At 59.4% G+C, this 25,815-nt stretch carries 21 protein-coding genes; 10 read left to right on the forward strand and 11 right to left on the reverse strand.

What is annotated here, in order from left to right:
• Positions 1 to 10 precede the first annotated feature (10 nt).
• Entirely contained in the window at positions 11 to 910 is a 900-nt protein-coding gene (locus ACA044_RS30530; RefSeq protein ID WP_497444545.1) for a homocysteine S-methyltransferase family protein, read from the reverse strand.
• A 111-nt stretch (positions 911 to 1,021) separates the two neighbouring features.
• Between ACA044_RS30530 and ACA044_RS30535 the strand changes: the two genes are divergently transcribed.
• The 3 genes from ACA044_RS30535 (at position 1,022) to ACA044_RS30545 (ending at position 5,147) form a co-directional block, all read left to right on the forward strand.
• Complete coding sequence (locus tag ACA044_RS30535) at positions 1,022 to 1,843, forward strand: ABC transporter substrate-binding protein (protein WP_497444546.1); 822 nt, start codon at positions 1,022 to 1,024, stop codon at positions 1,841 to 1,843.
• Positions 1,840 to 2,676 (forward strand): amino acid ABC transporter permease, encoded by an 837-nt coding sequence (locus ACA044_RS30540; RefSeq protein ID WP_230174604.1) that lies wholly within the window; start codon positions 1,840 to 1,842, stop codon positions 2,674 to 2,676. The genes ACA044_RS30535 and ACA044_RS30540 overlap by 4 nt, the downstream gene beginning before the upstream one ends.
• Positions 2,677 to 2,942: 266 nt before the next feature.
• Entirely contained in the window at positions 2,943 to 5,147 is a 2,205-nt protein-coding gene (locus ACA044_RS30545) for an autotransporter outer membrane beta-barrel domain-containing protein (protein WP_497444547.1), read from the forward strand.
• Between the two features lie 218 nt (positions 5,148 to 5,365).
• On the opposite strand, the gene oadA is transcribed toward ACA044_RS30545, so the two are convergent.
• A complete protein-coding gene (gene oadA / locus ACA044_RS30550) occupies positions 5,366 to 7,174 on the reverse strand; it encodes a sodium-extruding oxaloacetate decarboxylase subunit alpha (protein WP_497444548.1) in 1,809 nt (602 codons plus the stop codon).
• An 11-nt stretch (positions 7,175 to 7,185) separates the two neighbouring features.
• Entirely contained in the window at positions 7,186 to 8,601 is a 1,416-nt protein-coding gene (locus tag ACA044_RS30555) for an acetyl-CoA carboxylase biotin carboxylase subunit (RefSeq protein ID WP_008156643.1), read from the reverse strand.
• Positions 8,602 to 8,791: 190 nt separating this feature from the next.
• Between ACA044_RS30555 and ACA044_RS30560 the strand changes: the two genes are divergently transcribed.
• Positions 8,792 to 9,754: a LysR family transcriptional regulator gene (locus ACA044_RS30560; RefSeq protein WP_497444549.1), complete on the forward strand. Its 963-nt coding sequence runs from the start codon at positions 8,792 to 8,794 to the stop codon at positions 9,752 to 9,754.
• On the opposite strand, the gene ACA044_RS30565 is transcribed toward ACA044_RS30560, so the two are convergent.
• From ACA044_RS30565 to ACA044_RS30575, 3 genes are all read right to left on the reverse strand, one after another.
• Positions 9,696 to 9,908 (reverse strand): PA3496 family putative envelope integrity protein, encoded by a 213-nt coding sequence (locus tag ACA044_RS30565; RefSeq protein WP_497444550.1) that lies wholly within the window; start codon positions 9,906 to 9,908, stop codon positions 9,696 to 9,698. The two genes, ACA044_RS30560 and ACA044_RS30565, sit on opposite strands and share 59 nt — an antisense overlap.
• A 223-nt stretch (positions 9,909 to 10,131) precedes the next feature.
• Complete coding sequence (hexR, locus tag ACA044_RS30570) at positions 10,132 to 10,998, reverse strand: transcriptional regulator HexR (RefSeq protein WP_007896526.1); 867 nt, start codon at positions 10,996 to 10,998, stop codon at positions 10,132 to 10,134.
• Positions 10,999 to 11,268: 270 nt separating this feature from the next.
• Entirely contained in the window at positions 11,269 to 14,142 is a 2,874-nt protein-coding gene (locus tag ACA044_RS30575; RefSeq protein WP_497444551.1) for an EAL domain-containing protein, read from the reverse strand.
• 258 nt (positions 14,143 to 14,400) lie between these two features.
• Between ACA044_RS30575 and uvrD the strand changes: the two genes are divergently transcribed.
• The 3 genes from uvrD (at position 14,401) to ACA044_RS30590 (ending at position 18,306) form a co-directional block, all read left to right on the forward strand.
• The gene (gene uvrD, locus ACA044_RS30580; protein WP_497444552.1) at positions 14,401 to 16,584 is read left to right on the forward strand and encodes a DNA helicase II; all 2,184 of its coding nucleotides are present in this window, start codon (positions 14,401 to 14,403) and stop codon (positions 16,582 to 16,584) included.
• 301 nt (positions 16,585 to 16,885) lie between these two features.
• Positions 16,886 to 17,761, forward strand: a complete 876-nt coding sequence (locus ACA044_RS30585; RefSeq protein ID WP_497444553.1) for a Tim44 domain-containing protein — start codon at positions 16,886 to 16,888, stop codon at positions 17,759 to 17,761.
• A gap of 137 nt (positions 17,762 to 17,898) precedes the next feature.
• Entirely contained in the window at positions 17,899 to 18,306 is a 408-nt protein-coding gene (locus ACA044_RS30590) for an SMI1/KNR4 family protein (RefSeq protein ID WP_017341592.1), read from the forward strand.
• 158 nt (positions 18,307 to 18,464) lie between these two features.
• On the opposite strand, the gene ACA044_RS30595 is transcribed toward ACA044_RS30590, so the two are convergent.
• Entirely contained in the window at positions 18,465 to 20,228 is a 1,764-nt protein-coding gene (locus ACA044_RS30595) for a cation:proton antiporter (protein ID WP_497444554.1), read from the reverse strand.
• Between the two features lie 196 nt (positions 20,229 to 20,424).
• Here ACA044_RS30595 and ACA044_RS30600 point away from each other — a divergent pair, with 196 nt between their 5' ends.
• Positions 20,425 to 20,907, forward strand: a complete 483-nt coding sequence (locus ACA044_RS30600; RefSeq protein WP_003229693.1) for an acyl-CoA thioesterase — start codon at positions 20,425 to 20,427, stop codon at positions 20,905 to 20,907.
• Between the two features lie 147 nt (positions 20,908 to 21,054).
• On the opposite strand, the gene pdxY is transcribed toward ACA044_RS30600, so the two are convergent.
• Entirely contained in the window at positions 21,055 to 21,927 is an 873-nt protein-coding gene (gene pdxY, locus ACA044_RS30605; RefSeq protein ID WP_497444555.1) for a pyridoxal kinase PdxY, read from the reverse strand.
• Between the two features lie 120 nt (positions 21,928 to 22,047).
• On the opposite strand from pdxY, the gene ACA044_RS30610 reads away from it, so the two are divergent.
• On the forward strand, positions 22,048 to 22,461 hold the full coding sequence (locus tag ACA044_RS30610) for a DUF3301 domain-containing protein (protein WP_497444556.1): 414 nt from the start codon (positions 22,048 to 22,050) through the stop codon (positions 22,459 to 22,461).
• A gap of 127 nt (positions 22,462 to 22,588) precedes the next feature.
• Here ACA044_RS30610 and ACA044_RS30615 read toward each other — a convergent pair whose 3' ends face one another.
• Entirely contained in the window at positions 22,589 to 23,551 is a 963-nt protein-coding gene (locus tag ACA044_RS30615) for a CobW family GTP-binding protein (protein WP_497444557.1), read from the reverse strand.
• 27 nt (positions 23,552 to 23,578) lie between these two features.
• Here ACA044_RS30615 and ACA044_RS30620 point away from each other — a divergent pair, with 27 nt between their 5' ends.
• Entirely contained in the window at positions 23,579 to 23,935 is a 357-nt protein-coding gene (locus tag ACA044_RS30620; protein WP_008073576.1) for a hypothetical protein, read from the forward strand.
• 4 nt (positions 23,936 to 23,939) lie between these two features.
• Here ACA044_RS30620 and ACA044_RS30625 read toward each other — a convergent pair whose 3' ends face one another.
• Together ACA044_RS30625 and zigA are read right to left on the reverse strand one after the other, a co-directional pair.
• Positions 23,940 to 24,590: a DUF1826 domain-containing protein gene (locus ACA044_RS30625; RefSeq protein ID WP_497444558.1), complete on the reverse strand. Its 651-nt coding sequence runs from the start codon at positions 24,588 to 24,590 to the stop codon at positions 23,940 to 23,942.
• The gene (gene zigA, locus ACA044_RS30630) at positions 24,590 to 25,798 is read right to left on the reverse strand and encodes a zinc metallochaperone GTPase ZigA (RefSeq protein ID WP_497444559.1); all 1,209 of its coding nucleotides are present in this window, start codon (positions 25,796 to 25,798) and stop codon (positions 24,590 to 24,592) included. The genes ACA044_RS30625 and zigA overlap by 1 nt, the downstream gene beginning before the upstream one ends.
• Positions 25,799 to 25,815 lie beyond the last annotated feature (17 nt).

Here is a 25,815-nt window from a genome sequence, read left to right on the forward strand (position 1 = left end):
GCGAATGGCATCACGCTAATTTCTGGGCCAACACCGCAATATGCTCCGGCCCGATTCCGCAGCACCCGCCTAAATGGCTGGCCCCGCGCTTCTGCCAGTCGGCTGCCCATTGCAGATAACCCGGCGGGTCGAGATCTTCGCGCAACGGGTCCAGACCGTCGTTGGCCGTGGCCTCTTTCGGTTGCGGCGGGAAGGCATTGGCGTACGCGCCGATCTGAATCTTTACCCCCAATCGTTCGAAGGTTTCCCGCGCCGCATCAATCGCAGCGCCAATCACTTCCGGCTGACTGCAGTTGAACAGCAAGGTCTCGACACCCAACTCCGCCGCCACCGCTGCGGCCTCAGCCACGGGCTCACCGGAGCGCAAACGCGGCACTTCGTCGATGTCTTCATCCTTCAAGGTAAACGACAGCCAGAACGGCTTGCCGTCCTTCGGCAGGCCGGCATGGATCCCCCGTGCCTCGATAATCGAGCTCTGGGTTTCGGCCAGCCACAGATCGACATGCGGCGCCAGGCCATTGACCAGAGGGGTCAGCAGTTCAGTCACCCGGGCCGCATCGAACAGATCGGGACGGTAGGAGCCGAACAACGGCGGCAATGAACCGGCCACACGCACCGGTTTGCCCGCCGCATCGACCGCTCGCCGGGCCAGCTCACCGGCCAACGCCGCAAGGGCCTGACCTTCAGCGGCAAAACGCGCTTCACCAATATGGAACGGCACCACCGCGTAACTGTTGCTGGTGATCACGTTGGCACCGCTTTCGATATAGGCCGCGTGCACCGCCTCCACGGCTTGCGGCGCCTCGCTCAAGGCCAGCGCCGACCACTCGGGTTGCCTGAACGGCGCCCCTCGGCGTTGCAGCTCACGACCCATGCCGCCATCCAGAATTACCGTGCTGCTTGCGCCCATATGCTTTTCACTCATAAGCTTATGAAAATAACTCACTACCAGAGTCGTTCTTATAACTATTTAATACGCACCACCCGGTTAATAACAACCTCTTTTTTTCAGGGATCAACTGTGAAATTTCAACCGCTGCTGGCCCTGGGCCTGACGATTCTGGCTGCCTCCACCCAAGCCTTTGCGGGCGCCACTCTGGACCGCATCGAGCAAAAGAAAGTACTGGTAGGCGTGTTGATGGAAAGCTATCCACCTTTCTCGTTCCTCAACGATCAAAACCAGCTTGATGGTTTCGACGTCGACGTGGCTAAGGCCGTGGCGGACAAACTGGGCGTCAAGCTGCGCCTTGAAACGCCGTCCTGGGATGTGATCGCCGCCGGTCGCTGGAGCGGACGTTACGACATCTGCATCTGCTCCATGACCCCGAGCAAGGCTCGCGCCGAAGTCTTCGATTTTCCGGTCGAGTACTACGCCTCCCCTGCCGTGATCGTAGTCAATGCCAAAGACAACAGCATCCACAGCGCCAAGGACCTGAGCGGCAAAAAAGTCGGCCTCACCAGCGCCTCCAGCTATGAAAGCTACCTGAACAAAAACCTGGTGATCGAAGGCGCTGAAGATACCCAATTGCAGTACCCCTTCGAGAATGTGCAAATCGCCCCGTATGACACCGACAACGTCGCGTTCCAGGATTTGGGCCTGGGCGCCGGTGTGCGTCTGGACGCAATCCTCACCAACCTTGTCACTGCCCAACCGCGCCTGAACGAAGACAAACGCTTCAAGCTCGCCGGTGAGCCGTTGTACTCGGAGCCGAACTCGGTGGCCATCGAAAAAGGCGATGCCCAGTGGGACGCCAAAGTACGTGATGTGTTTGCCCAGTTGAAACAGGACGGCACCTTGAGCAAGCTGTCGCAAAAATGGATCGGCGCCGACATCAGCAAATGACTTCTTTCCCCAAACCACCTCAGCCGCCGCAACCGGTGGCTGAGTCGTTGCTGCAACGGGTCTTCGGTTTCCGCACGCGGTTGTACCTGACCTGGGCAGCGATGTTTGGCTTGTTCGCGAGTTTCTTCCTGAGCTTCGACCTGAAGTTCTCGATCATCCTCGACAAACTGCCAAACCTGATCGGTTTGCACCTGGCGCCCAACGGCTTTCTGCAAGGCGCGGCGCTGACGCTGTTTCTGTGCCTGTGCTCGATTGTGGCGTCGTCGCTGCTGGGCTTCATCACCGCCTTGGCTCGACTGTCGAAAAGCGCGGTGGCGTTCGGCATCGCAAGCTTCTATGCCTCGTTCTTTCGCGGCACACCGCTGCTGATCCAGATCCTGCTGATCTACCTCGGCCTGCCACAACTTGGCGTCGTGCCGGGTGCCATCGCCGCCGGCATCATCGCCCTGTCGCTGAACTACGGCGCCTACCTGAGCGAAATCTTCCGCGCCGGTATCCTCGGCGTCCCCCACGGCCAACGCGAAGCGTCACTGGCCCTGGGCATGCGCGAAACCGTGATCTTCTGGCGCGTCACCCTGCCCCAGGCCATGCGCACCATCATCCCGCCCACCACCAACCAGTTCATCTCCATGCTCAAGGACTCGTCACTGATATCGGTGATGGGGGTTTGGGAAGTGATGTTCCTGGCGCAATCCTATGGGCGTTCGAGCTATCGCTACATCGAGATGCTGACGACGGCGGCGATTATTTATTGGCTGATGTCGATCGGGCTGGAGCTGATTCAGGCGCGGATGGAGCGGCATTATGGGAAGGCGTATTTGAGCCGTAGCTAGTCGACGCACACCCTATCAGGAGGGCTGCGATCTTTTGATCTTTAACGTACAGCAGATGCGTTTTTGACGGTGCGATAGCCCCTGTTTCTTGATTCATTGTATGAAAAAGCCACAGCTCGAACGGGTAAAAACAGCTGCACTCAAGCGACTGACCATTTTCTCCACAACCATCTGACACTCCCCGCAAGCCCGTCGGAAGCAGCTGACATCGGCACCTATAGCCTCCCTCTTAGAGTTTGGCCTCCTGTCAAAAGAGGCCGTACTCGATGCCCGTTCAACACAAATACAAACCCCACCACCTTGTCTTGGCCATTGCGCTTGCAGTTGGTTGTGCAGAGTTCTCCCTGGCCCAGCAACTGGAGCCTCAAGTCGACGCCGACGCAAAACCCACCAAAACCCGAAAAAAAACCGCCAAACCTGTAGCCCCCACTGACAGTGGGTTTGAAGACATCGAACCCATCGGCCCACTTGAACTTACAGCCCGATCAGCGGCCCCACCGAACGAAGATCAGACAACTCTGCCGGCAGCGACAAAACCTGTCAGTGCTGCAATCGAGTTCGACGATGCCTTCTACGAAGCCCTTGTGTTCCCCGAACCCTCCGCGACAGAAGCAGCAGTCGTTGCAGCCGAAGAGAACCCTTTCGACGACTTCCAGAATGCCTATACCACTCAGCACACAATCCCTTCAAAGCCCCTCGAAAACATTGATGGCGTCTCCTTGCAGCTGGGAGAGGCCGACGACCTGCTCGTGATCAACAATGGCATCCGATGGGACGGCCGTATAGACGGGGGCGAAGGGAAAAACGGCTTGCTGCTGAACGCCACCGAAGGCGGTGAGATTGGTGAAACAAGTAACTTTGAAGGTGTCCGCGTAGCCCGAGGCCTTTGGACACTAAGCCATGATTTCAACGGCACCGCCGAGGTCAAGGCCGGGGCCGCCCTATTGAACAACGGCTCGATAAAGGGTGATGCCTATGTCGACCAAGGCGCAATCTTTGCCGGTAAGGGCGACGTTCAAAATTTGTACGTGGATGGAAGGTTGTTTGTCAGAAAAGATAGCGCCCCCATCATCAGGGGTAACCTGGAGTTATCCGAAGACGCGGCTATCGACTACATCGTGTCGGCCACCGAAGGCGCTTCAGCGCTTACGGTCAAGGGTACGGCCACACTGGGTAACGCAGGTTTGAATGTTATTGGTCTTCCCGGTAACTACGCCCAAAGCACCGTCCACACCGTGCTGAACGCCGGAAAGATTGAAGGTGAGTTCGGACAAGTCACCAGCAATCTGGTATTCATGACGCCGAAGGCTTCCTACAGTGACACTCAAGTGACGCTGACCTATACGCGCAACGACGTGCCGCTCGAGACAGTTGCCACCTCTGCCAGCGGGCAGGCCCTGGCCCGCAGTGTGGACACCCCCAAAGCCATGACCGCCAACGCCGCCATCAGCGCGCTACTGGCCAGCAACAAGGCCAATGCCTCCGTCGCCATTGAACAATTGGCCGCAAGTAGCAACGCCAACCTCGCAAAAGCCACTTTAAGCAGTGTCAGCCCGGTCAGCGCCAGCATGCTCTCAGCCATGCGCCAGCTGGATAACGGCACGAGCACTTTCTCCGACAAAGCTCCACGCCTTGCCACTGGTAGTGAAAACAGCAGCCGCGTCTGGCTTCAGGCGTTGGGCAATGGCGGCAAAATCGAGAGCGACTTTGACAACACGCTGAAACATTCCACCCAAGGCCTCGTTCTGGGCGCCGACTGGCGGCTCGACGAGCAATGGCAAGTCGGGGTGATGGGCGGAAAATCACAGACGAAACTCGATGCCCGGCAATTCGACGGCGATCTCGACAGTTGGCACCTGGGTGCTTATGCGGTGCGCCAGGACGGCCCATTGGCGCTGCGTCTCGGTGCTACCTACGCCACTCATGAAGGCAGCAGCAAACGTCGGGTCGCATTCAACGGATTCAACGACCGCCTCAAAAGCAGTTATGACGCCAACACTCAGCAGGCCTTCGCCGAAGCGGGCTTCAATCTGGGCCGCAACAATGTGACGGTCGAGCCATTCGCCAGCGTCGGCTATCAACGCTACCAGCGTGACAACCACACCGAAAAAGGTGGGGATGCAGCGCTGAAAGTCTATGGGCAAACCCAGGACAACTTCAGCAGCACCTTCGGCCTGCGCGCGGCGAAGCTGAACACACTGGACAACGGCATGCGCCTGACACCGCGATTCAGCGCCGGCTGGAAACACATCTACGGCGAGCTCGACAGCGAAACGCGCCAACAGTTGGTCAAGGGCGGGAAACGTTTCGACATCGCCGGGGCAGCGTTTGATCGCGACAGCCTGTCGCTTGATGCCGGGCTCGACCTGGGGCTCTCGGCCCACCACACGCTGGGCGTAGGCGTCACCGGCGAAATCGGCAGTGATAGCCGTAATCATGGGGTGATGGGGCAATGGCGGATAGCGTTCTGATGAACCCGCCTCATCCTCACTGATTCAGTGCAATACCTTGTGGGATCGGGCTTGCTCGTGAATGCGGTGTGACATTCAGCATCCATATTGACTGACACTCCGCTTTCGCGAGCAAGCCCGCTCCCACACTTGATCTGCAATCCACCCAAACGCCGGGCAAAAAAAAGGGGAGCACATGCCCCCCCGAGGTTTAAAGCGGTGTTATCTCGGCTGTTAACTCAGCCTTCGATCTCGATCAGAATCTCGCCCGGGTTCACCCGGTCGCCCTTGACCACGTGAATGGCGGTGACTTTGCCGGCGATGGCCGATTGGACTTCGGTTTCCATCTTCATCGCCTCGGTGATCAGCACGGCCTGGCCGGCTTTCACGGTGTCGCCTTCCTTGACCAGCACGTCGACGATGTTGCCCGGCATGGTGGTGCTGACGTGGCCCGGTGCAGTGGCTTGTTTGCGTTTGCTGCTGCCACCGCTGACGAATTCGTTGAGCGGTTCGAACACCACCTCTTCCGGCATGCCATCGATGGACAGGTAGAAGTGGCGCTTGCCTTCCGCCTTGACGCCTACACCGGTGATATCGACGCGGTAGGTTTCGCCGTGGACGTCGATGACGAACTCGGTCGGCACGCCTTCGCCGCCGGCCGACGCCACGCCGCCCACTTCCGGAATCGGCAGCAGCACTTCTGGTGTGAGGGTGCCGGCTGCGCGTTCTTCGAGGAACTTGCGGCCGATGTCCGGGAACATGGCATAGGTCAGCACATCTTCTTCAGACTTGGCCACGGCGCCGATTTCGGCACGCAGCTTGGTCATTTCCGGCTTGAGCAGATCGGCCGGACGCACGTCGATCACTTCTTCGCTGCCGATGGCCTGACGACGCAGTTTTTCGTTCACGGTGCCCGGCGCCTTGCCGTAGCCACCTTGCAGGTAGAGCTTCACTTCGTTGGTGATGGTCTTGTAGCGCTCGCCGGCCAGCACGTTGAAGAACGCCTGGGTGCCGACGATCTGCGAGGTCGGTGTCACCAGCGGCGGGAAGCCGAGGTCTTCGCGAACGCGAGGGATCTCCGCCAGCACTTCGCTCATGCGGTTCAGGGCGCCCTGCTCTTTCAACTGGTTGGCCAGGTTGGAAATCATCCCGCCCGGAACCTGGTTGACTTGCACACGGGTGTCGACGGCGGTGAACTCGCTTTCGAACTGGTGGTACTTCTTGCGCACGGCGTAGAAGTACAAGCCGATTTCCTGCAACAGCTCCAGGTTCAGGCCAGTATCGAACTCGCTGCCTTTAAGGGCGGCAACCATTGATTCGGTACCCGGATGGCTGGTACCGGAAGCGAAGCTGGAGATCGCGGTGTCAATATGATCGGCACCGTTTTCGATGGCCTTGAGTTGGCACATGGTGGCCATGCCAGCGGTGTCGTGGGAGTGGATGAACACTGGCAGCGACTGCTCGGATTTCAATGCCTTGACCAGTTCGCCGGTGGCGTACGGGGTCAACAGGCCAGCCATGTCCTTGATCGCCACGGAGTCGCAACCCATGGCTTCCATTTGCTTGGCTTGGGCCACGAAGGCCTCGATGGTATGTACCGGGCTGGTGGTGTAGGCGATGGTGCCTTGAGCGTGTTTGCCGGCAGCTTTCACGGCTTCGATGGCGACTCGCAGGTTACGCACGTCGTTCATCGCATCGAAAATACGGAACACGTCGATGCCGTTGACCGCCGCCTTGGCGACGAAGGCTTTGACCACGTCGTCGCTGTAGTGGCGGTAGCCGAGCAGGTTCTGGCCACGCAGGAGCATTTGCAGACGCGTGTTAGGCAATGCCGCGCGCAGCTGGCGCAGGCGCTCCCACGGGTCTTCTTTCAGGAAGCGTACGCAGGCGTCGAAGGTCGCGCCGCCCCAGCATTCCAGCGACCAGTAGCCGACTTTGTCGAGCTTGTCGCAGATCGGCAGCATGTCTTCGGTGCGCATGCGGGTGGCGAGCAGCGATTGGTGGGCGTCGCGCAGGATTGTGTCGGTAACGTGGATTTGTTTGCTCATTGTTCTATTCCTCACAGGCCTGCGTGGGCGGCGATGGCGGCGGCGATGGCCAGGGCCAGCTCTTCGGGTTTGCGCTTGATCGAGTAGTTGGTCAGTTCAGGGTGGCTTTCAACGAAGCTGGTGTTGAACTGGCCGCTACGGAATTCCGGGTTACGCAGGATTTCCTGGTAGTACGCGGCGGTGGTCTTGACCCCTTGCAGACGCATGTCGTCCAGAGCGCGCAAGCCACGGTCCATCGCCTCTTCCCAGGTCAGCGCCCACACCACCAGTTTCAGGCACATGGAGTCGTAGAACGGTGGAATGGTGTAACCGGTGTAGATCGCCGTGTCGGTACGCACGCCGGGGCCGCCGGGCGCGTAGTAACGGGTGATCTTGCCAAAGCTCGGCAGGAAGTTGTTTTTCGGGTCTTCGGCGTTGATCCGAAATTGCAGCGCGAATCCGCGGTGCTGAATGTCTTCCTGTTTCACCGAAAGCGGCAGACCGGACGCGATGCGGATCTGCTCGCGAACAATGTCGATGCCGGTGATTTCTTCGGTGATGGTGTGCTCCACCTGCACCCGGGTGTTCATCTCCATGAAGTACACCTCGCCTTCGGCGAGCAGGAACTCCACGGTGCCAGCGTTCTCGTAACCCACGGCCTTGGCTGCGCGCACCGACAGGTCGCCGATGTAGGCGCGCTGTTCCGGGGTCAGTTGCGGGCTCGGAGCGATCTCGATGAGCTTCTGGTTGCGACGCTGGATCGAGCAGTCACGCTCGAACAGGTGCACCACGTTGCCGAAGCTGTCGCCGAGGATCTGCGCTTCGATGTGTTTTGGATTGACGATGCATTTTTCGAGGAACACTTCCGCGGAACCGAAGGCCTTGGTGGCTTCGGAAATGACACGAGGGAATGCTTGTTCAAGTTCTTCCCGGCTGTCGCAGCGACGGATACCACGGCCACCACCACCGGAAGTCGCCTTGAGCATCACCGGATAACCGATGCGGTCGCCTTCGATCAAGGCTTCCGCGATATCCGCGACGTTGCCTTCGGTCCCCGGGGTGACGGGTACGCCAGCCTTGATCATGCTGCGACGGGCTTCGGTCTTGTCGCCCATGCGGCGAATCACTTCAGCCGATGGACCGATGAACTTGATGCCGCGCTCCGCGCAGATATCTGCCAGTTCAGCGTTTTCCGAGAGGAAACCGTAGCCGGGGTGCAGCGCATCGCAACCGGTTTCTACCGCCAGATTCACCAGCTTGCGCGCATTCAGGTAGCCGGCCAGTGGCTCGGCACCGATGCTGTGGGCCTCGTCCGCGCGTTTCACATGCAAGGCATGACGGTCGGCGTCGGAATAGATCGCGACCGAGCGAATGCCCATCTCGGCGCAGGCACGTACGATTCGTACGGCAATCTCACCACGGTTGGCGATCAGGATCTTTTTTATCACTTGGAGGTTCCCTTGAGCCGGTGGTACCCACGACCTGTCAAACCAGGTCGACGCGTGACCAAATGTTTCAATTCAGTCGCAGCTCCACACTAGCCTTCGCAAGGGATTAACAAAAATGAATAATAATTGGGTTACACATAAGCAAAGACTTATAGTTGAGGCATCAGCATTCGCCCAGGATCTCTAGAAAATGCGTAAGTCATTGATGCGTATGACATTGCGTCAATTGAAGATCTTCAATGAGGTGTGCGACTTAAGATCCTACAGCCGCGCTGCCGATGAAATGTCTCTCACACAACCTGCCGTGAGCCTACAGATTCGTCAACTCGAGGAGCTGATCGGCCAACCGTTGTTCGATTACGTCGGCAAAAAACTCTACATGACCGAGGCAGCCGAAGCACTGCAGCGCGCCAGCCGGGACATTTTCGGGCGCCTGGAAAACCTCGATATGCAACTGTCGGACATGCAAGGCTCATTGCAGGGCCAGCTGAAGCTGGCGGTGGAGTCCAGCGCCAAGTATTTCGTGCCGCACCTGTTTGCCGCGTTCAAGCGTCAGCACCCCGAAGTGAACCTGCACCTGACGGTGGTCAACCGAGGCCAGGTCATCCGGCGCCTGTCGGACAACCGTGATGATCTGGTGATCATGTCGATGGTCCCACAGGACATGGGGCTGGAATTCCTGCCGTTCCTCAATAATCCGATTGTCGCTGTAGCGCCGCCGGATCATCCACTGTGCCACATGGGCCCCCTGCGCTTGCAGGATCTGGAGCCCTACACATTGCTGTTGCGCGAACCCGGTTCCGGTACGCGATTGGCGTGCGAAGAGTATTTCAAAGAGAAGCGGGTGCACTTCACCCAGACCCAGGAGGTCGCCTCGGCGGAAGCTCAGCGTGAATGCGTATTGGCGGGTCTGGGCCTGGCGCTGTTGACACGCCATGCCCTGAACCTTGAGTTGGCGACCGGCGCCCTTATTGAGCTACCGGTCGAAGAGCTGCCGCTGCTGCGTAGCTGGTGCCTGGTGCAGGCCAAGGCCAAACGGCTATCGCCGGTGGCCCATGCATTCCTTGCGTTTATCCGCAGCGAACGGGCGCAGATCAGCGCGCTGGTTGAGCGTTTCGACGGGAAACTGCCGGTGCTGCCTGCCAGTAGTTGAGTTCGAGGTCGTCAGGAAATTCGCCAATTTCATTCAGAAGCTGGCGGCGTTCGCAGCGATCTTCAATGGCGCGGCGAAATTCCATGCGGCGCTGGTCTTCTTGCTGACGACGGGTTTTGACGGCGCTGTTGCGTTCTTCGTAGGGCTGAGCCATTTCGAGTCTCCCAAGGCGAGTACGGGAGTTTCACGATAGGCGCGAGGGATGACGGTTTGGCGGCTTGTAAGTTACAGACTGATGAAATTCATCAGGCGACGCCGTACATGTGACGAGGGGGCTTTCCCCCGTTGGGGCGCGTAGCGGCCCCAACGCGTTTGCGACTGCTGCGCAGCCGAACGGGGGCAAGCCCCCTCGCCACAAGGTCCGCGACAATCTTGAATCAATCGTCGAGGGCTTTTACTGACTTGGGCGACAGTCGCAAGCTGCGAAGGCTGCGTTTGACGCTTTTCAGGTGATTGACCAGGCTCGGCCCGCGAGCCATGGCTACGCCCATCGCCAACACATCGATCACCACCAGATGCGCGATACGTGAAGTCAGCGGCGTATAGATTTCGGTGTCTTCGTGCACGTCAATCGCCAGGTTGACGGTCGACAACTCGGCCAGCGGTGTCTGACTCGGGCACAGGGTGATCAGCGAGGCGCCGCTTTCACGCACCAGGTTGGCAGTGATCAACAGGTCCTTGGAACGCCCCGACTGGGAAATGCAGATCGCCACGTCGCTCGGCTTCAAAGTCACCGCCGACATCGCCTGCATGTGCGGGTCGGAATACGCCGCTGCGGTCAGCAGCAAACGGAAGAATTTGTGCTGGGCATCCGCCGCCACTGCACCGGACGCGCCGAAACCGTAGAACTCGACACGCTGGGCCTGGGACATGAGCGACACAGCCCTCTGCAACTCCACCGGATCGAGTTTCTCGCGAACCTCCATCAGGGTGTGCAGGGTGGTGTCGAAGATTTTCAGGCTGTAATCGGCGACCGAATCGTCTTCATGGATCGCGAATTGCCCGAAGCTCGCGCCAGCCGCCAGGCTCTGCGCCAGTTTCAGCTTCAAGTCCTGAAACCCGGAGCAACCGATGGCGCGGCAAAACCGCACGATGGTCGGCTCGCTGATGCCCACGCTGTGGGCCAGGTCGGCCATGGAACTGTGCATCACCGCCGCAGGATCAAGCAGCACATGGTCGGCGACCTTGAGCTCCGACTTGCGTAACAGGTGGCGTGACTGGGCGATGTGTTGCAGCAGATTCAAAGGGCTGGACTCTTTGTTATTGGCAGGTGCCGGGGATGTAGCACGCTTGTAGTTATACTACATGAATGGGCTTTTTGCCTGCTCAATACGTAACTCAATGTCCCGTTTCACGCGACATGCACTCCATGTAGCCCTCTCGATCCTTGTAGCAGCTGGCGAAGCCTGCGTTCGACTGCGAAGCAGTCGTGTAGGTGAATGCGGTTTAGCAGGAAAAATCCGGTACGCAGGTTTTACGACTGCTGCGCAGCCGAACGCAGGCTTCGCCAGCTGCTACATGGGGCTGGCGTCGCGACGTAAAAGTTCGGCCAGGTCAGTGGCTTCGGCCGGACGACTGATCAAATAACCTTGCACTTCATCGCAACGCTCGGTTTTCAGAAACTCCAGTTGCTCCGGCCGCTCGACACCTTCAGCCACCACTTTCAGCGACAGGCCGTGGGCCATGGCAATGATCGCCCGAGTGATCGCCGCATCCTCGCTGCTCTCCCCCAGGCCGCGGATAAACGCCTGATCGATTTTCACGTAGTCCACGGGGATGCGCTTGAGGTAGCTGAGAGACGAATAACCGGTACCAAAATCGTCAATCGCCAGTTTCACTCCGATATCGCGCAACTGCTGGAAGGTCGCGATGATGTGCTCGACGCTGTCCAGCAACTGGCTTTCGGTGAGTTCCAGCTCCAGGTAGTGCGGCGCCAGACCGGTTTCTTCCAGCACCTGGCGCACCAGGCTGACCAGTTTCCCCTGACGCAATTGATGTACCGACAGGTTGACCGATACCCGAATCGGCTCAAGTCCCTGACGCTGCCACTCACAGGCCTGCCAGCAAGCCTGACGCAAAACGAACTCGCCGATAGCGCCGATCAGCCCGGTTTCCTCGGCCAGTCCGATGAAATCCCCTGGCGGTACCTGGCCCAAAGTCGGGTGACTCCAGCGTACCAACGCCTCGGCGGCGTTCAGCCGGCCGGTGGCGAGGCAGAGTTTCGGTTGATAAAACACCTTCAGCTGCTTTTCTTCGATGGCTTTGCGCAACTGGTTCTCAAGCTGCAAACGCTCAAGGGTGCTGGCTTGCAGGCTGTCGGTGTAGAACTGGAAGTTGTTGCCGCCCAGATGTTTGGCATGTTGCATGGCCATGTTCGACTGGCTGACCAATGCGGAAATCTCCCGCGCGGTGTCCGGCAACAGGCTGATGCCCATGGACGCGCTCACCACCAGTTCATGCCCCTCTACGGTGATCGGCAAACGCAGCTTGGTCGACAATCGGGTCGCCACGCGCGCCAGGCTCGACAGGTTGCCGTAGGCATCGAACAGCACCGCAAACTCATCACCGGACAACCGGGCGATGGTGTCTGCTTCCGGCAGCGCATTGACTAAGCGCCGGGCCATTTTCTGCAACAGTTGATCGGCAATTTCGTGACCGAGGCTATCGTTGAGCAGTTTGAAACGATCCAGATTGATGTGCAGCAACGCCAGACTGCGCCGACCGCCCTGGCGCACCCGCTGATGAGCCTCGCGCAGCCGTTCGCGGAACAACGAACGGTTGGCCAGCCCCGTGAGTTCGTCGTAATGCGTGAGGTAGCGCATACGCTCTTCGGATTCGCGTCGCGCAGATAGATCGGCGAAGAAGCCGACAATATGACTTACATTTCCCCGCGTATCGCGTACGGCATTCAGTTGCAGCCATTGCGGATACAACTCGCCATTCTTGCGGGTTTCGACCAACTCGCCCTGCCAACTGCCGTGCTGTTCCAGTGCCTGACGAATCGCCGCGTAATGCCGGCGAGCGTCGCGGCTGCAGGGCAAATCGACCACTTTGCGCCCGAGCATGTCGTCGATGTCATAGCCAGTAACCCGACTGAAGGCCTGATTGACGGCAATCAAGGCGTAATTCGGGTCGAAAATCACAATGCCTTCGCTGGCCGCCTCGAATACCGTCGCCGCCAGTTGGCGCTGTTCTTCCAGACCTTTGCTGGCACTGATATCGCGGCGGGTGCCGACCATGCGGATCACCCGGCCGTTTTCGCTGCGCTCAACCGCTCGACCACGGTCCTCGATCCAGACCCAATGGCCATCGCCATGCCTTACGCGGTATTCGATCTGATAGTCCTCGCTGCGGCCCTTCAAATGCTCGACCAGCGCCCGCTTCAGCGACGGCAAGTCTTCAGGATGCAGCCGCGGCTTGAGGTGGCTGAGCATCGCCGTCACGTATTCCGGCTCCAACCCGAACAACTCCTGAAGGTGAGTGTGATGGACTTCGTCTGTTTGCAGATTCCAGTCCCACAAACCGAGCTCGCTCGCCTTCAACGCCAGCGCCAACCGCGCTTCGCTCTTGCTCAAGGCCTGATTGGCCGCGTCCAGCTCCAGGCTGCGTTGCGCGACTCGGTTTTCGAGGCCGACCTGGGTTTCGCGCAATTCGTCTTCGGCGCGGCGGCGCTGGTCGATTTCCTTGGCCAGCTCTTGGTTGAGCTGGTCGCTGCGGCTTTGCGCCTGCTGCAAGTGCTCGATCAAGGCCTGATTTTGAAAACGCCGTAGCAATCCCTGATTGATCAGCCGATTGACCTGCCAGGCGACCACACTCAACGAACCCAGCAAAATCAACCCGAACCAGCCCCAGCCCTGTTCCTGCTCATCGCCGCCCCAGAACAGATAACCGATGGCCGGCAACAGACAGGGCAAGGTAAAGGACAGAAAAGCCGGCAGGCTGACCGCGTAAGCGACGCTGGCCGAAAGGGTCGCGGCGCCGATCAGGCCGAACACCCAGGCTTGCTGCATGAAATTGTCAGCAGGCACCAGTGCGATGCCGGCACCGGCCAGGGTCAAACCAGTCATAGCCGAGCCGAGCAGGAACATGCGACGCCAGATCGGGTGGGCCTGACGGTGGGGAATCGCCGAATCGAAGGCTGCGACCTGAATCACTCGCAACGCCACCAGCGACAACAACCAGATCAGCCAGACGCTGACCACGAAGTAACGCTGCGGGCTCCAGAGCAACCCGGCGCAGACCAGACCGTTGATCAGCATGAACAGCGTAGGCAACAGCGAGCCCTGGTACAGCAGGCGCGTGCGTTCGACCGCCATCTCCATGGCGTACTGTTTGCGGATAACCCGAGGCTCCACAGAGGGGCCCGACAGGTCGGAGCTGAGGGTCATAGGCAATGTTCTTGTTCTTATAGTGAGCATGGGAGCCCGAATTGTGGACCGAGCATACACAAGCAAATGCCCGGACCAAACAGCCCAGGGTCATAAAATAGACAAAAAGTTTGAGTCGCCCGCGCCGGTGCAAAAGCAGCCAGACGAGTCCCACCCATGCTTGCAGCCAATGACCGACCGGTCGTCATCGGTGCTTCTTTCATCGGCTAATGCAAAGCTCGGTTTGCCCGGTGCGACGGCGCACCCTAGAATGCCCCGATGCGCGATGATCTCTCCCTTCTGCTGAACTCCCTCAACGATGCCCAACGTAAGGCCGTAGCTGCCTCCGTGGGTCGTCAGTTGGTCCTGGCCGGTGCTGGCTCCGGTAAAACCCGAGTGCTGGTGCACCGTATCGCCTGGTTGATCCAGGTCGAAAACGCCTCGCCCCACTCCATTCTGTCGGTGACCTTCACCAACAAGGCCGCTGCCGAGATGCGTCATCGCATCGAGCAGCTGATGGGTATCAACCCGGCCGGCATGTGGGTCGGCACCTTCCACGGCCTGGCGCACCGCTTATTGCGGGCGCACTGGCAGGAAGCCGGCCTGAGCCAGACCTTCCAGATTCTCGACAGCGACGACCAGCAACGGCTGGTCAAGCGGGTGATCCGCGAGCTGGGCCTGGACGAGCAACGCTGGCCAGCACGGCAGGCCCAGTGGTTCATCAACGGGCAGAAAGACGAAGGTCTGCGCCCGCAACATATTCAAGCCAGTGGCGATCTGTTCCTGGCGACCATGCGCAGCATTTATGAAGCCTATGAGGCCGCGTGCCTGCGCGCCGGCGTGATCGACTTCTCCGAACTGCTGCTGCGCGCCCTCGACCTGTGGCGCGATCACCCGGGCCTGCTCGCCCATTATCAGAAACGCTTCCGGCACATTCTGGTGGACGAGTTCCAGGACACCAACGCCGTGCAGTACGCCTGGTTGCGTCTGCTGGCCAAGGGCGGTGACAGCCTGATGGTGGTCGGTGACGATGACCAGTCAATCTACGGTTGGCGCGGCGCGAAAATCGAGAACATTTATCAGTATTCCGACGACTTCCCGGATGCCGAGATCATTCGTCTGGAGCAAAACTACCGCTCCACAGCCGGGATCCTCAAAGCTGCCAACGCCCTGATCGCCAACAACACCGGGCGCATGGGCAAAGAGTTGTGGACCGATGGCGGCGAAGGCGAAGCGATCAATCTGTACGCCGCCTTCAACGAACACGACGAAGCACGCTACGTGGTTGAAACCATTGAAAGTGCGCTGAAAACCGGCTTGGCCCGCAGCGACATCGCGATTTTGTACCGCTCCAACGCCCAATCGCGCGTTTTGGAAGAAGCCTTGCTCCGTGAGCGCATTCCGTATCGCATTTATGGTGGTCAGCGCTTCTTCGAACGAGCAGAAATCAAGAACGCCATGGCGTACCTGCGTTTGTTGGAAGGCCGTGGCAACGATGCGGCACTGGAGCGGGTGATCAACGTTCCGGCCCGTGGCATCGGCGAAAAAACCGTCGAAGCCATCCGCGATCATGCGCGCCACAGCGATGTGTCGATGTGGGAAGCCATGCGTCAGTTGGTGGCCAACAAAGGCCTGACCGGTCGCGCTGCCGGCGCCCTTGGGGTGTTTATGGAGCTGATTGAGAACCTTGCCGCCAAGTGCATGGAAATGCCGCTGCATTTGATGACCCAAACCGTGATCGAGCAGTCGGGGCTGATTGCCTACCACCAAGCGGAAAAAGGCGAGAAAGGCCAGGCCCGGGTAGAAAACCTTGAGGAACTGGTCAGCGCCGCGCGCAACTTCGAAAACCCGGAAGAGGATGAAGAGCAGTCGCCACTGGCGGCATTCCTCGGTCACGCTTCGCTGGAGGCCGGAGACACCCAGGCCGACGAGCACGAAGACAGCATTCAGTTGATGACCCTGCACAGCGCCAAGGGCCTGGAATTCCCTTACGTGTTCCTGGTGGGCATGGAAGAAGGTCTGTTTCCGCACAAGATGAGCCTGGAAGAGCCCGGCCGTCTTGAAGAGGAACGCCGCCTGGCCTACGTCGGCATCACCCGGGCGATGCAGAACCTGGTGCTGACTTATGCTGAAACCAGACGCCTGTACGGAAGCGAGACCTACAACAAGGTGTCGCGTTTCGTACGCGAAGTGCCAAAAGGTCTGATTCAGGAAGTGCGACTGTCCAACAGTGTCAGCCGTCCGTTCGGCGGCGGCCAGCAGCAGAGCTCCAGCAGCCTGTTCGGCGGCAGCGAGATCCCGGATACCGGGTTCAGCCTCGGCCAGACGGTGCGGCACTCGGTGTTCGGCGACGGAGTGATCCTGAATTTCGAAGGCGCCGGCGCTCAGGCGCGGGTGCAGGTGAACTTCAGCGAAGGCAGCAAATGGTTGATGCTGGGTTACGCCAAGCTGGAAGCGATCTAAAGGCTAAAAAGATCGCAGGCTTCGCCAGCTCCTACAAGGAATTCGCATACCCTGTAGGAGCTGCCGAAGGCTACGATCTTTTTCCAAAGCCGCCTCATAGTCAGCTTGCGCAGCAACACTAGGTATCCTTCCTACAGAACTCATCCACTCATCCTACAGACCAAAGTTAACAGGCCTTATTGCGCTGACTGAAGCTGAACACAACCTGTCAAGCAAAAGCCCGAAACACTCTGCCGCTAGCCAGTAACACTCCAGCTGTGCAACATGGCGCGCGTGCCTTCCACAAATGGGAATTCCCTTTATGAAACGTTTTCTTAGCATCGCCATGGCGTTGTGCATTGGCCTGACGATGAGCCTCGACGCCAATGCCGCCAAGCGCTTTGGTGGCGGCAAGAGCTCCGGCGCTGCGCCGACTCACCAGACCAGCCAAATGGCTCCTTCTTCTGCTGCAGGCGGCGCTGCTGCCACTGCGGGCGCGGCCGGTGCTGCTGGCGCCGCTACCAAGGCCAGCGGTGCTTCGCGCTGGCTCGGCCCCCTGGCCGGTATCGCTGCCGGTGGCCTGCTGGCCTCCATGTTCATGGGCGACGGCTTCCAGGGCATGCAGATCTTCGACATCCTGATCATGGCGATCATCGCCTTCCTGGTCTTCCGCTTCATCGCTGCCCGTCGTCGCAAGCAGCAGGAGCACATGGCTCCAGCCGGCGCGCCGATGCAGCGTGAAGTGTTCGAACAGAAACCAACAGCCATGGGTTCGATCTTCGGCGGCTCGGCTGCACCTGCTGCCGCTCGTCCGGTGATCAATGCTCCGGCCTGGTTCAATGAAAACAACTTCATTGAAGCGGCCCGCAACCACTTCCAGTCCCTGCAGCAACACTGGGACGCCAACGAAATGGACAAGATCGCCGAGTTCGTGACTCCGCAACTGCTGGAGTTCCTCAAGCGCGAACGTGCCGATCTGGGCGACGGCTTCCAGTCGACCTACATCGATAACCTTCAGGTACAACTGGACGGCGTTGATGACCGTGCGGACAAGACCATCGCCACCCTGACCTTCAGCGGCGTGTCGAAGAACTCGCGTTTCGACCAGGGCGAAGTGTTCAGCGAAAGCTGGAACATGGAACGTCCACAGGGCGAAAACCAGCCTTGGCTGGTAGCGGGTATCCGCCAGAACGGCTGATCACTTCCCGCGTTTCACCTGCTGTAATAAAAACCCCGGCCTCGGCCGGGGTTTTCTATTTCGCGGTTGCATCTATAGCGAGCTACTGTATAAACCGCCCCAACTAAACCGCGCCATCAAGCAAGAGGATCCCGGACGTGGAAGAAATCATCGAACAACTGCGTGAAGCCAACGAACCGGTACCGGTCCCCTTGGAGTTGCCCGACGAAGATCTGCTGGTAGAAATCGAAGAACAACTGTTCATCGATATTCCATTCGTATTCAGAGAATTCCTGCTGACCGTCAGCGATGTGGTCTATGGCAGCCTTGAGCCTGTAACCGTCACCGACCCGCAATCCCACACCTACCTGCCAGACGTTGCTGCCAACGCCTGGGACGCTGGTGTCGATCGCAGCATGATTCCGATCTGTCAGGATGGTGACAACTACTACCTGGTCGAAGAAGACGGCACCGTGGTGTTGTGGTTGGCCGAAGAAGAGCTGATCGCCGAAGAAACCTGGGAATCGGTATGGCACTGGGCGCGGGACGTCTGGCTGGAAAGCTGATTTTCTCCTGCGCGACTTTTTTGCAGCAGCTGGCGCAGGCTGCGTCCGGCTGCGAAGCAGTCGTAGATCTGCGACCCGGTTAACCAGACTCACATCATTGCCTCATTTGCGACTGCGTCAGCCGGACGCAGCCTTTGGCAGCTGCTACAGGTGCAACGTCAGTGGCCAGAAGCATCCTTGTGGTTATCCAGGGTTTCCAGCAAGGCCACTTGCATCCGCGTATGCACGCGAATGAACCAGCGCCAGAGCAGCGCCGCCACGGTGGCCGCGACTATGGCGATCAGCACCAGTAACTTGTTGGTCGGCAGAGTACTGGCCGACAAGGCCGCCAGCAGCAGGAAAACCACCAACAGCGAGAGGATCGGGATCACTTCGGCGATCACCCGACGCACTCGCTGTGTATGGCGGCCGGCCATCTCCGGCTTCACCCCCATCTCTGCCAGCAGCATCGACAGCGCCTTGAGCTTGCGATAAGCGGCGATCAGAAACGGCAGTGACAACAGCAACGCCCCGCCCCAGATCAACGCTTTCTGCCAGCTTGGGTCGCTGATCCAGGCTTGCAGGTAAACGGACATGCGCTCGGCGAAGAAGGCGCCCGATAAAAAGATCGCTATCACCAGCGCCAGATTGACCCCTACCTGCAACAGAATCCGCCGAATCATCGACGCCAACAGTGCGCCCTCACCCTGAGGCTGAATGCTGCGCAGCCATTCGCCATACATCGCCAGCACACGGCCCAGACGCTGCGGCATCACCGCAGCAAGCTTGATCGACAGCGGATCGGCCGCGCGGATCAGATACGGCGTTAGCAGCGTGGTGATCACCGAGACGGCCACAGCCACCGGATAGAGAAAGTTGCTGGTGACCTGCAGCGTCACGCCCAACGCCGCGATGATGAAAGAGAATTCACCAATCTGTGAAAGCCCCATCCCCACTCGCAGTGAAGTACGTCCGTCATTGCCGGCGATAAACGCGCCGAGGCCGCAGGACAGCATCTTGCCCAGCACCACGGTCACGGTGATCACCGCGATCGGCCAGGCGTATTGCAGCAGGATCATCGGGTCGAGCATCAGGCCGATGGCGACAAAGAAAATTGCGCTGAACAAGTCGCGAACCGGCTCGATCAACTGCTCGATCTTCAGCAGTTGGTGCGATTCGGCCATGATCGCGCCGATCAGGAACGCGCCGAGGACCATGCTGTATTCAAGTTTGACCACCAGCAGGCAGAAGCCGAAACACAGGCCCAGCACGGTGATCAGCAGCATCTCGTTGCTTTCGAATCTGGCCACATAAGCCAGCAGCCGCGGCACCAGCAGGATGCCGATGACCAGCGCGACGATCATGAAAAGAGAGAGCTTACCGACCGTGGAAAAGACCTCGTTAGAACTGACGGTGCCGCTGACCGCGATACTCGACAGTAACGCGATGATGCCGATGCCAAGGATGTCTTCGACGATCAGTACGCCGAAGATCAACTGAGCAAAGCGCTCGTTCTTCATCTTCAGGTCGTTGAGCGCCTTGACGATGATGGTGGTCGAGGAAATCGCCAGGATCGCACCGAGGAACAGCGAATCCATGGTATTCCAGTCGAACCAGCGGCCGATTTCATAGCCGATCCAGATCATCAGGACGATTTCCAGGAACGCTGCGATGAACGCCGTGGCGCCGACCTTGAACAGCTTGCGCAGGCTGAACTCCAGGCCCAGGCAGAACATCAGGAAAATCACCCCGAGCTCGGCGAGGGTCTTGATGGTTTCTTCGTCGTGGATCAGGCTGAACGGCGGCGTGTGCGGACCGATGATGAAGCCGGCGACTATGTAACCGAGCACCACCGGTTGTTTGAGACGATGAAAGAGCACGGTCACCACGCCCGCGATCAACATGATCACTGCCAGATCCTGAATGAAACTGATGGCATGCATGGTGTGTGGCTCCTGGGGTGGGCTTTTGAAGGGTAACATCGCGACTTCCGACGGGAAGACGGTGCAATATATGGAAACAGATCGATCCGGGCGTGACGGCGGCCCCCCGCCCGGCGTCCCGATAACTGTTGGTTTGAAAAACCAAGCACCCACAGAGGTGCAACCCCGAATCCTGCCTTGAACCCGTGAGTACGTTATGGAACCCGGAAACGCCCAGCTGTCGATGACGGTATTGATGACCCCCGACATGGCCAATTTCTCTGGCAATGTCCACGGCGGCACCTTGCTCAAATACCTCGATGAAGTGGCCTACGCCTGCGCCAGCCGGTATGCCGGCCGCTATGTGGTGACCCTGTCGGTGGATCAGGTGATTTTCCGCGAGCCGATTCACGTCGGCGAACTGGTGACTTTTCTGGCCTCGGTCAACTACACCGGCAACACCTCGATGGAGGTGGGCATCAAGGTCGTGACCGAGAACATCCGCGAGCGCTCGGTGCGCCACACCAACAGCTGCTTCTTCACCATGGTCGCGGTGGATGACCAGCGCAAACCGGCCGCGGTCCCGCCGCTGCAACCGCAGAACAGTGAAGACAAGCGTCGGTACATGCAGGCCCAGCAGCGTCGGCAGATTCGTCAGGAACTGGAAAAGCGCTATCAGGAAATCAAGGGCGACGCCTGAGCTGTTCAGTGCGTTCGATGGTGTTCATGAGATCATCTTCGCGAGCAAGCCCGCTCCCACAATAGATCTTCAGTGCACACAGATTTCGTGTACGACAGAGAGCCCGTGTGGGAGCGGGCTTGCTCGCGAATGGCGTCGACACGGATCTCAGAGACTGATCGCAGTCGCCTCGAACCGCACCCGGGGATGGGCGACCCGGTCCTGCGCCCGCACCAGTTCCAGCTCATAGCTGGCGCAAGCCTGGGTTTCCAGCAGCACTTCATGCACCGCCGCTGCGGTGAATTCAAAGGCGCTTACAAGACTGTCCCCCAACAGCACACGCGCCAGGAACAACCCGGAAGTCAGATCACCAACGCCCACCGGCTGACGCGGAAACGCCAGCAACGGCCGACGCAGGTGCCAGCTGCCTTCAGCGGTCACCAGCAACATCTCGAAGCCATCCGTCAGTTTGCCGGGATAGTCCAGATGCTTGACCAGCACCGCCTTCGGACCGCGTGCCAACAGCGCGCGAGCCATCGCCAGGCAATCGAACAATGACTGCGCCTTGCGCCCCGAGAAGCTGTTCAGCTCCAACTGGTTCGGGCACATGAAGTCGGCCACCGCTGCGGCCTCTTCCAACAGAAAATCGCTAACCTCCGCCGGTACGCTGCAACCCTTCTCCGGATGGCCCATCACCGGGTCGCAGAGGTATAACGCTTTGGGATTGATCGATTTGATTCGCTCCACGCCCGCGAGAATCGCCCGACCCTGGGCCGCGCTGCCGAGGTAGCCGGACAACACGGCATCGCAGTTGCCCAGCTCGCCAATCGCCGCGATCCCTTCCACCAATTCCGGAATCTGATGCGGGGCCAGCACTTCCCCGGCCCACTGGCCATATTGCGTGTGGTTGGAGAACTGCACGGTATTGAGCGGCCAGACGTTCACCCCGACCCGCTGCATCGGGAAAACCGCGGCGCTGTTGCCAGCGTGGCCGAACACCACGTGGGACTGGATGGCGAGCAGATGGGGCGTACGTTTCATGCGGGGAGTTTTCCGTAAAACGATTGAAATTCGAGCCGCGCAGTATGCGACTAAACGCAGCCTGTACGACAGACCGGCGACGCAGTTAAGCTGGCACTATCTTGTTGGAGCACCCCGTTGATGCTGACCCTCGGAAATATCTTCGTGCTAATGCTGCTCGCCACCGGTGGCGCGTGGTTGTGGCACAACCACGGCTTGCGCGAACGCGCACTGGAGCGGGTCACGCAGCATTGCGCCAAGCTGCGGATCGAGCTGCTGGACGGCAACGTGGCCTTGAAGAAGATCGCTTTCATTAAAGATGCCAACGGCCGTCGGCGCCTGGCCCGTGTGTATAACTTTGAATTCACCGTGACCGGCGAAACCCGCCACACTGGCACCATCACCCAGTTCGGTGCCCATAGCGCACAGATCGAGCTCGCGCCCTACCCGATGCCGTTCGACGACACACCGCCGGTGGTCGATGTCGCGAAGCCCCGCGCCGAGGTGATTGAACTGAGCCAGTGGCGGCAAGAACACACCAAGTGGCGTCCCTGAGTCGGGTGTCAGTCTGTTAAAACCAATCGCGGGCAAGCCCGCGCCCACAAGGTTCACACTGTACCTGTGGGAGCGGGCTTGCCCGCGATGAGGCCTTCAAAAACTGCGCAAAAACTCGCTAATTTGCCTAGGTGCGGCACCCCGCCAGACCTTTCTGCAGCACTTCTACAGCCTGCTGCTCACTGAAAATCAACTCGATACGCGAATCTCGCCGCCATTCGCTGGGCTGCCAATCCGGCACCGAGTTATCCAGCGCATTGGCCGACACCCACCCCCCGACGCTGTGGATAACCAGCTTCGCCCGCCGCCATTCAAGGCTCTGAAGCCACTTTCCGATCAGTTCAGCATCGAATGTCTGACCTGGATGCCAGCGCCAGCCGACGCTCCAGCCGCCCTCTTGTGCCTGACTCAAGCAAATCGGCAGCGCGGGGTCGGTCCAGATGGCCGGCATCTGCGCCAATCCCTTGGGCACGATGAAGTTATCCACACCCGCTACAGCCTGAGTCTTGAGACCCGGTAACTCGCTCAACGGCAAGACAGCTTGCTGCGTCCAGTACAAAGGACGTGTCGGCAACTGTGCGGTGATTCGCTGGCGATCACTGTCGTCGAGGCCTTCTGCCTTGTTCAGCAACAGCAACCCGGCACTGTCCATGGCTTGCTGTTGCGCCGCAGGTAGCGGTTTTCCGGCCGCGAGCGCCTGGGCGTCCAGCACCAGCACGCAAGGTTGAACAGCCAGGACGCCTTGCCACGGCGCCTCACTCAATTGCCTGAGCAACTGCGCCGGATGTCCCAGCCCGGAGGGTTCGATGAACAGTCGATCCGGTCGCGCCTTGCGCAGCAACCGCCCGAGGCCGATCTGAAACGGTGCACCATTGACGCAACACAAACAGCCCCCGGCCACTTCCCCCAGTGCGATACCATCGGCGTCCTGGGTCAACAGCGCGGCATCCAGACCAATCTGGCCGAACTCGTTGATCAGCACCGCCCAGCGCTCACCTGCGGGCCGTTGCGCCAGCAGGTGCTTGATCAGGCTGGTCTTGCCGGCACCCAAAGGGCCGGCAATGACGTGGGTGGGAATGTTCTGCAACATGGTCGAGGTTTTCTGAGGAGGTAAAGAATGCGGTTGATGGGATGGTCGTTGCTACTGGCGCTCACATCGGGCGAAGCGCTGGCCCAGGCCTGCGTAGTGCACAGCACAGCTGAGCGGCTCGACGTGAAGGTCTGCCAGCAAAACCGCAACATCCCGGAAAAACTGTTCGCCGATGGTTTCTGCCAGCCGAATCTGCCCGGGCAGAAAGTCGAGGTGCAGTATGTCGACCAATGCCCCACCGGCGCGTTCGGGGTGTGCAGCAACGCTCAAGTCGCCAATATGCCTTACCGGCAGGATATTCACTATTACGGCGTGGCCACCGATGCGGCGTATTTGAAGCCGTTTTGCGAAGCCCAGAGCCAGGGAACCTGGCTCAAACCTTGAAAGGTTAACTCAGCCAGTCGAGGGTCAGGATCAAACGACGCTCGCCCGGCGCCGGCTGCGGCGAGCGATGGATCAGGCCGAGGCCTTCGTTGCCGTGCCACTTCTCCCCTTTGAGTAGTGCCACTTCGCCGCTGACAATCTGCTGGATCAGCGAATCGTCCTGCGGTTCGGCGTCAGGTTTGCCTAATTGCCGGCGATCCATCGCCCCTTCTTTCAGCCACTGGCTGCCGATGCCTGCGTAGGTGGTGATCAACCGCACCGGCACATGATCGACGTGGAAACGCGGGCACATGGCTTTGTCCAGAACCCGCAGACGCAGGCCGATACGCTGGGCGCCCAACAGGCAGGCAAAGGCGCTGACCAGCCAGGAAACGTCGGCGATGAAGCCTTCGTAGCCCTCGATGTCGCTGAAGCCTGAGGCTAAACCGTGGAGATTGGGTGCGGCGTCATCGCTAGGCATTTCCAGGAACAGCGACTCGGCCAGCGGCTCGTTCAGGGACAACAACAAACGACCGAAATCGGCAATGTGCGCCGGGAGTTGGCGTTGCCAGAGGGCGAGGTTTACGCCGTCATCCAGAATTCCGGTCAGCGCTTTTGGCGTATCACCTTGAACCTGACGAATGACCGGTCGCAGCTTCAGGCTGGGCGCCAACATCAGGCGGCCGCCTCTTCGTGCCAAGGACCAAACGGATCGGGCAGTAACTGCCAGCCCTCGACACCTAAGGCCATTTCAGCATCCGTCAGCAGGCAGTTATCGAGTTCGACCGTGAGTTGCGCGAAATCGATGTTCTGGCCGATAAACACCAGTTCCTGGCGGCAATCACCGGTGGCCGCCGTCCAGTTTTCCATGATCCCGGCGGTGCTTTCTTCGTCTTGCGGCCACTGGTTTTTCGGCACGAAACGCCACCAGCGCCCGGCAAAACCGTGGCGCATCAAGCCGCCGGCCTGGGACCAGCTGCCAGCGTCCCTGTGTTTGCTGGCCAGCCAGAAAAAGCCTTTGGAACGCAGCAATTTGCCGTTCACCCACGGGCGGTCGATGAAGCTGAAGAAACGCTGTGGATGAAACGGTCGCCGCGCACGATAAGCCGTGGAGGCGATACCGTATTCCTCGGTTTCCGGCACGTGCTCACCGCGCAGTTCCTGCAACCAGCCCGGGGCTTGGGCAGCCTTTTCGAAGTCAAAGCGGCCGGTGTTGAGAATTTTCTTGAGCGGCACTTCGCCCATGACCATCGGAATGATTTCGGCCTGGGCATTGAGCCGTTCGAGAATCGCGATCAACTCCTGGCGCTCACTGCTGCTGATCAAGTCGATCTTGCTGATCAGGATCACGTCGGCGAATTCGATCTGCTCGATCAGCAGATCGGTGATCGAGCGTTCGTCCTCCTCGCCGAGGGTTTCGCCCCGAGAGGCGAGGCTTTCGGCGGCCTGATAGTCGAGCAGGAAGTTCATGCCGTCGACCACGGTGACCATGGTGTCGAGCCGCGCAATGTCCGCCAGGCTCTGCCCTGCTTCATCGCGAAACGTGAAGGTTTCCGCCACGGGCAGAGGCTCGGAAATCCCCGTGGACTCGATCAGCAGATAATCGAAACGACCGTCCTTGGCGAGTTTGCTGACTTCATCGAGCAAATCTTCACGCAAGGTGCAGCAAATGCAGCCGTTGCTCATTTCCACGAGCTTTTCTTCGGCACGATTCAGGCTGACATCGCGCTGAACTTCGCTGCCATCGATATTGATCTCGCTCATGTCGTTGACGATCACTGCGACCCGCAGATTATCGCGATTACGTAGTACGTAATTAAGCAGCGTACTTTTTCCGGCGCCGAGAAAGCCCGACAGGACGGTCACGGGGAGACGATTGGGCATCAGGTATTCCTCATCGG

It is taken from the genome of Pseudomonas sp. LBUM1673 (assembly GCF_059695645.1).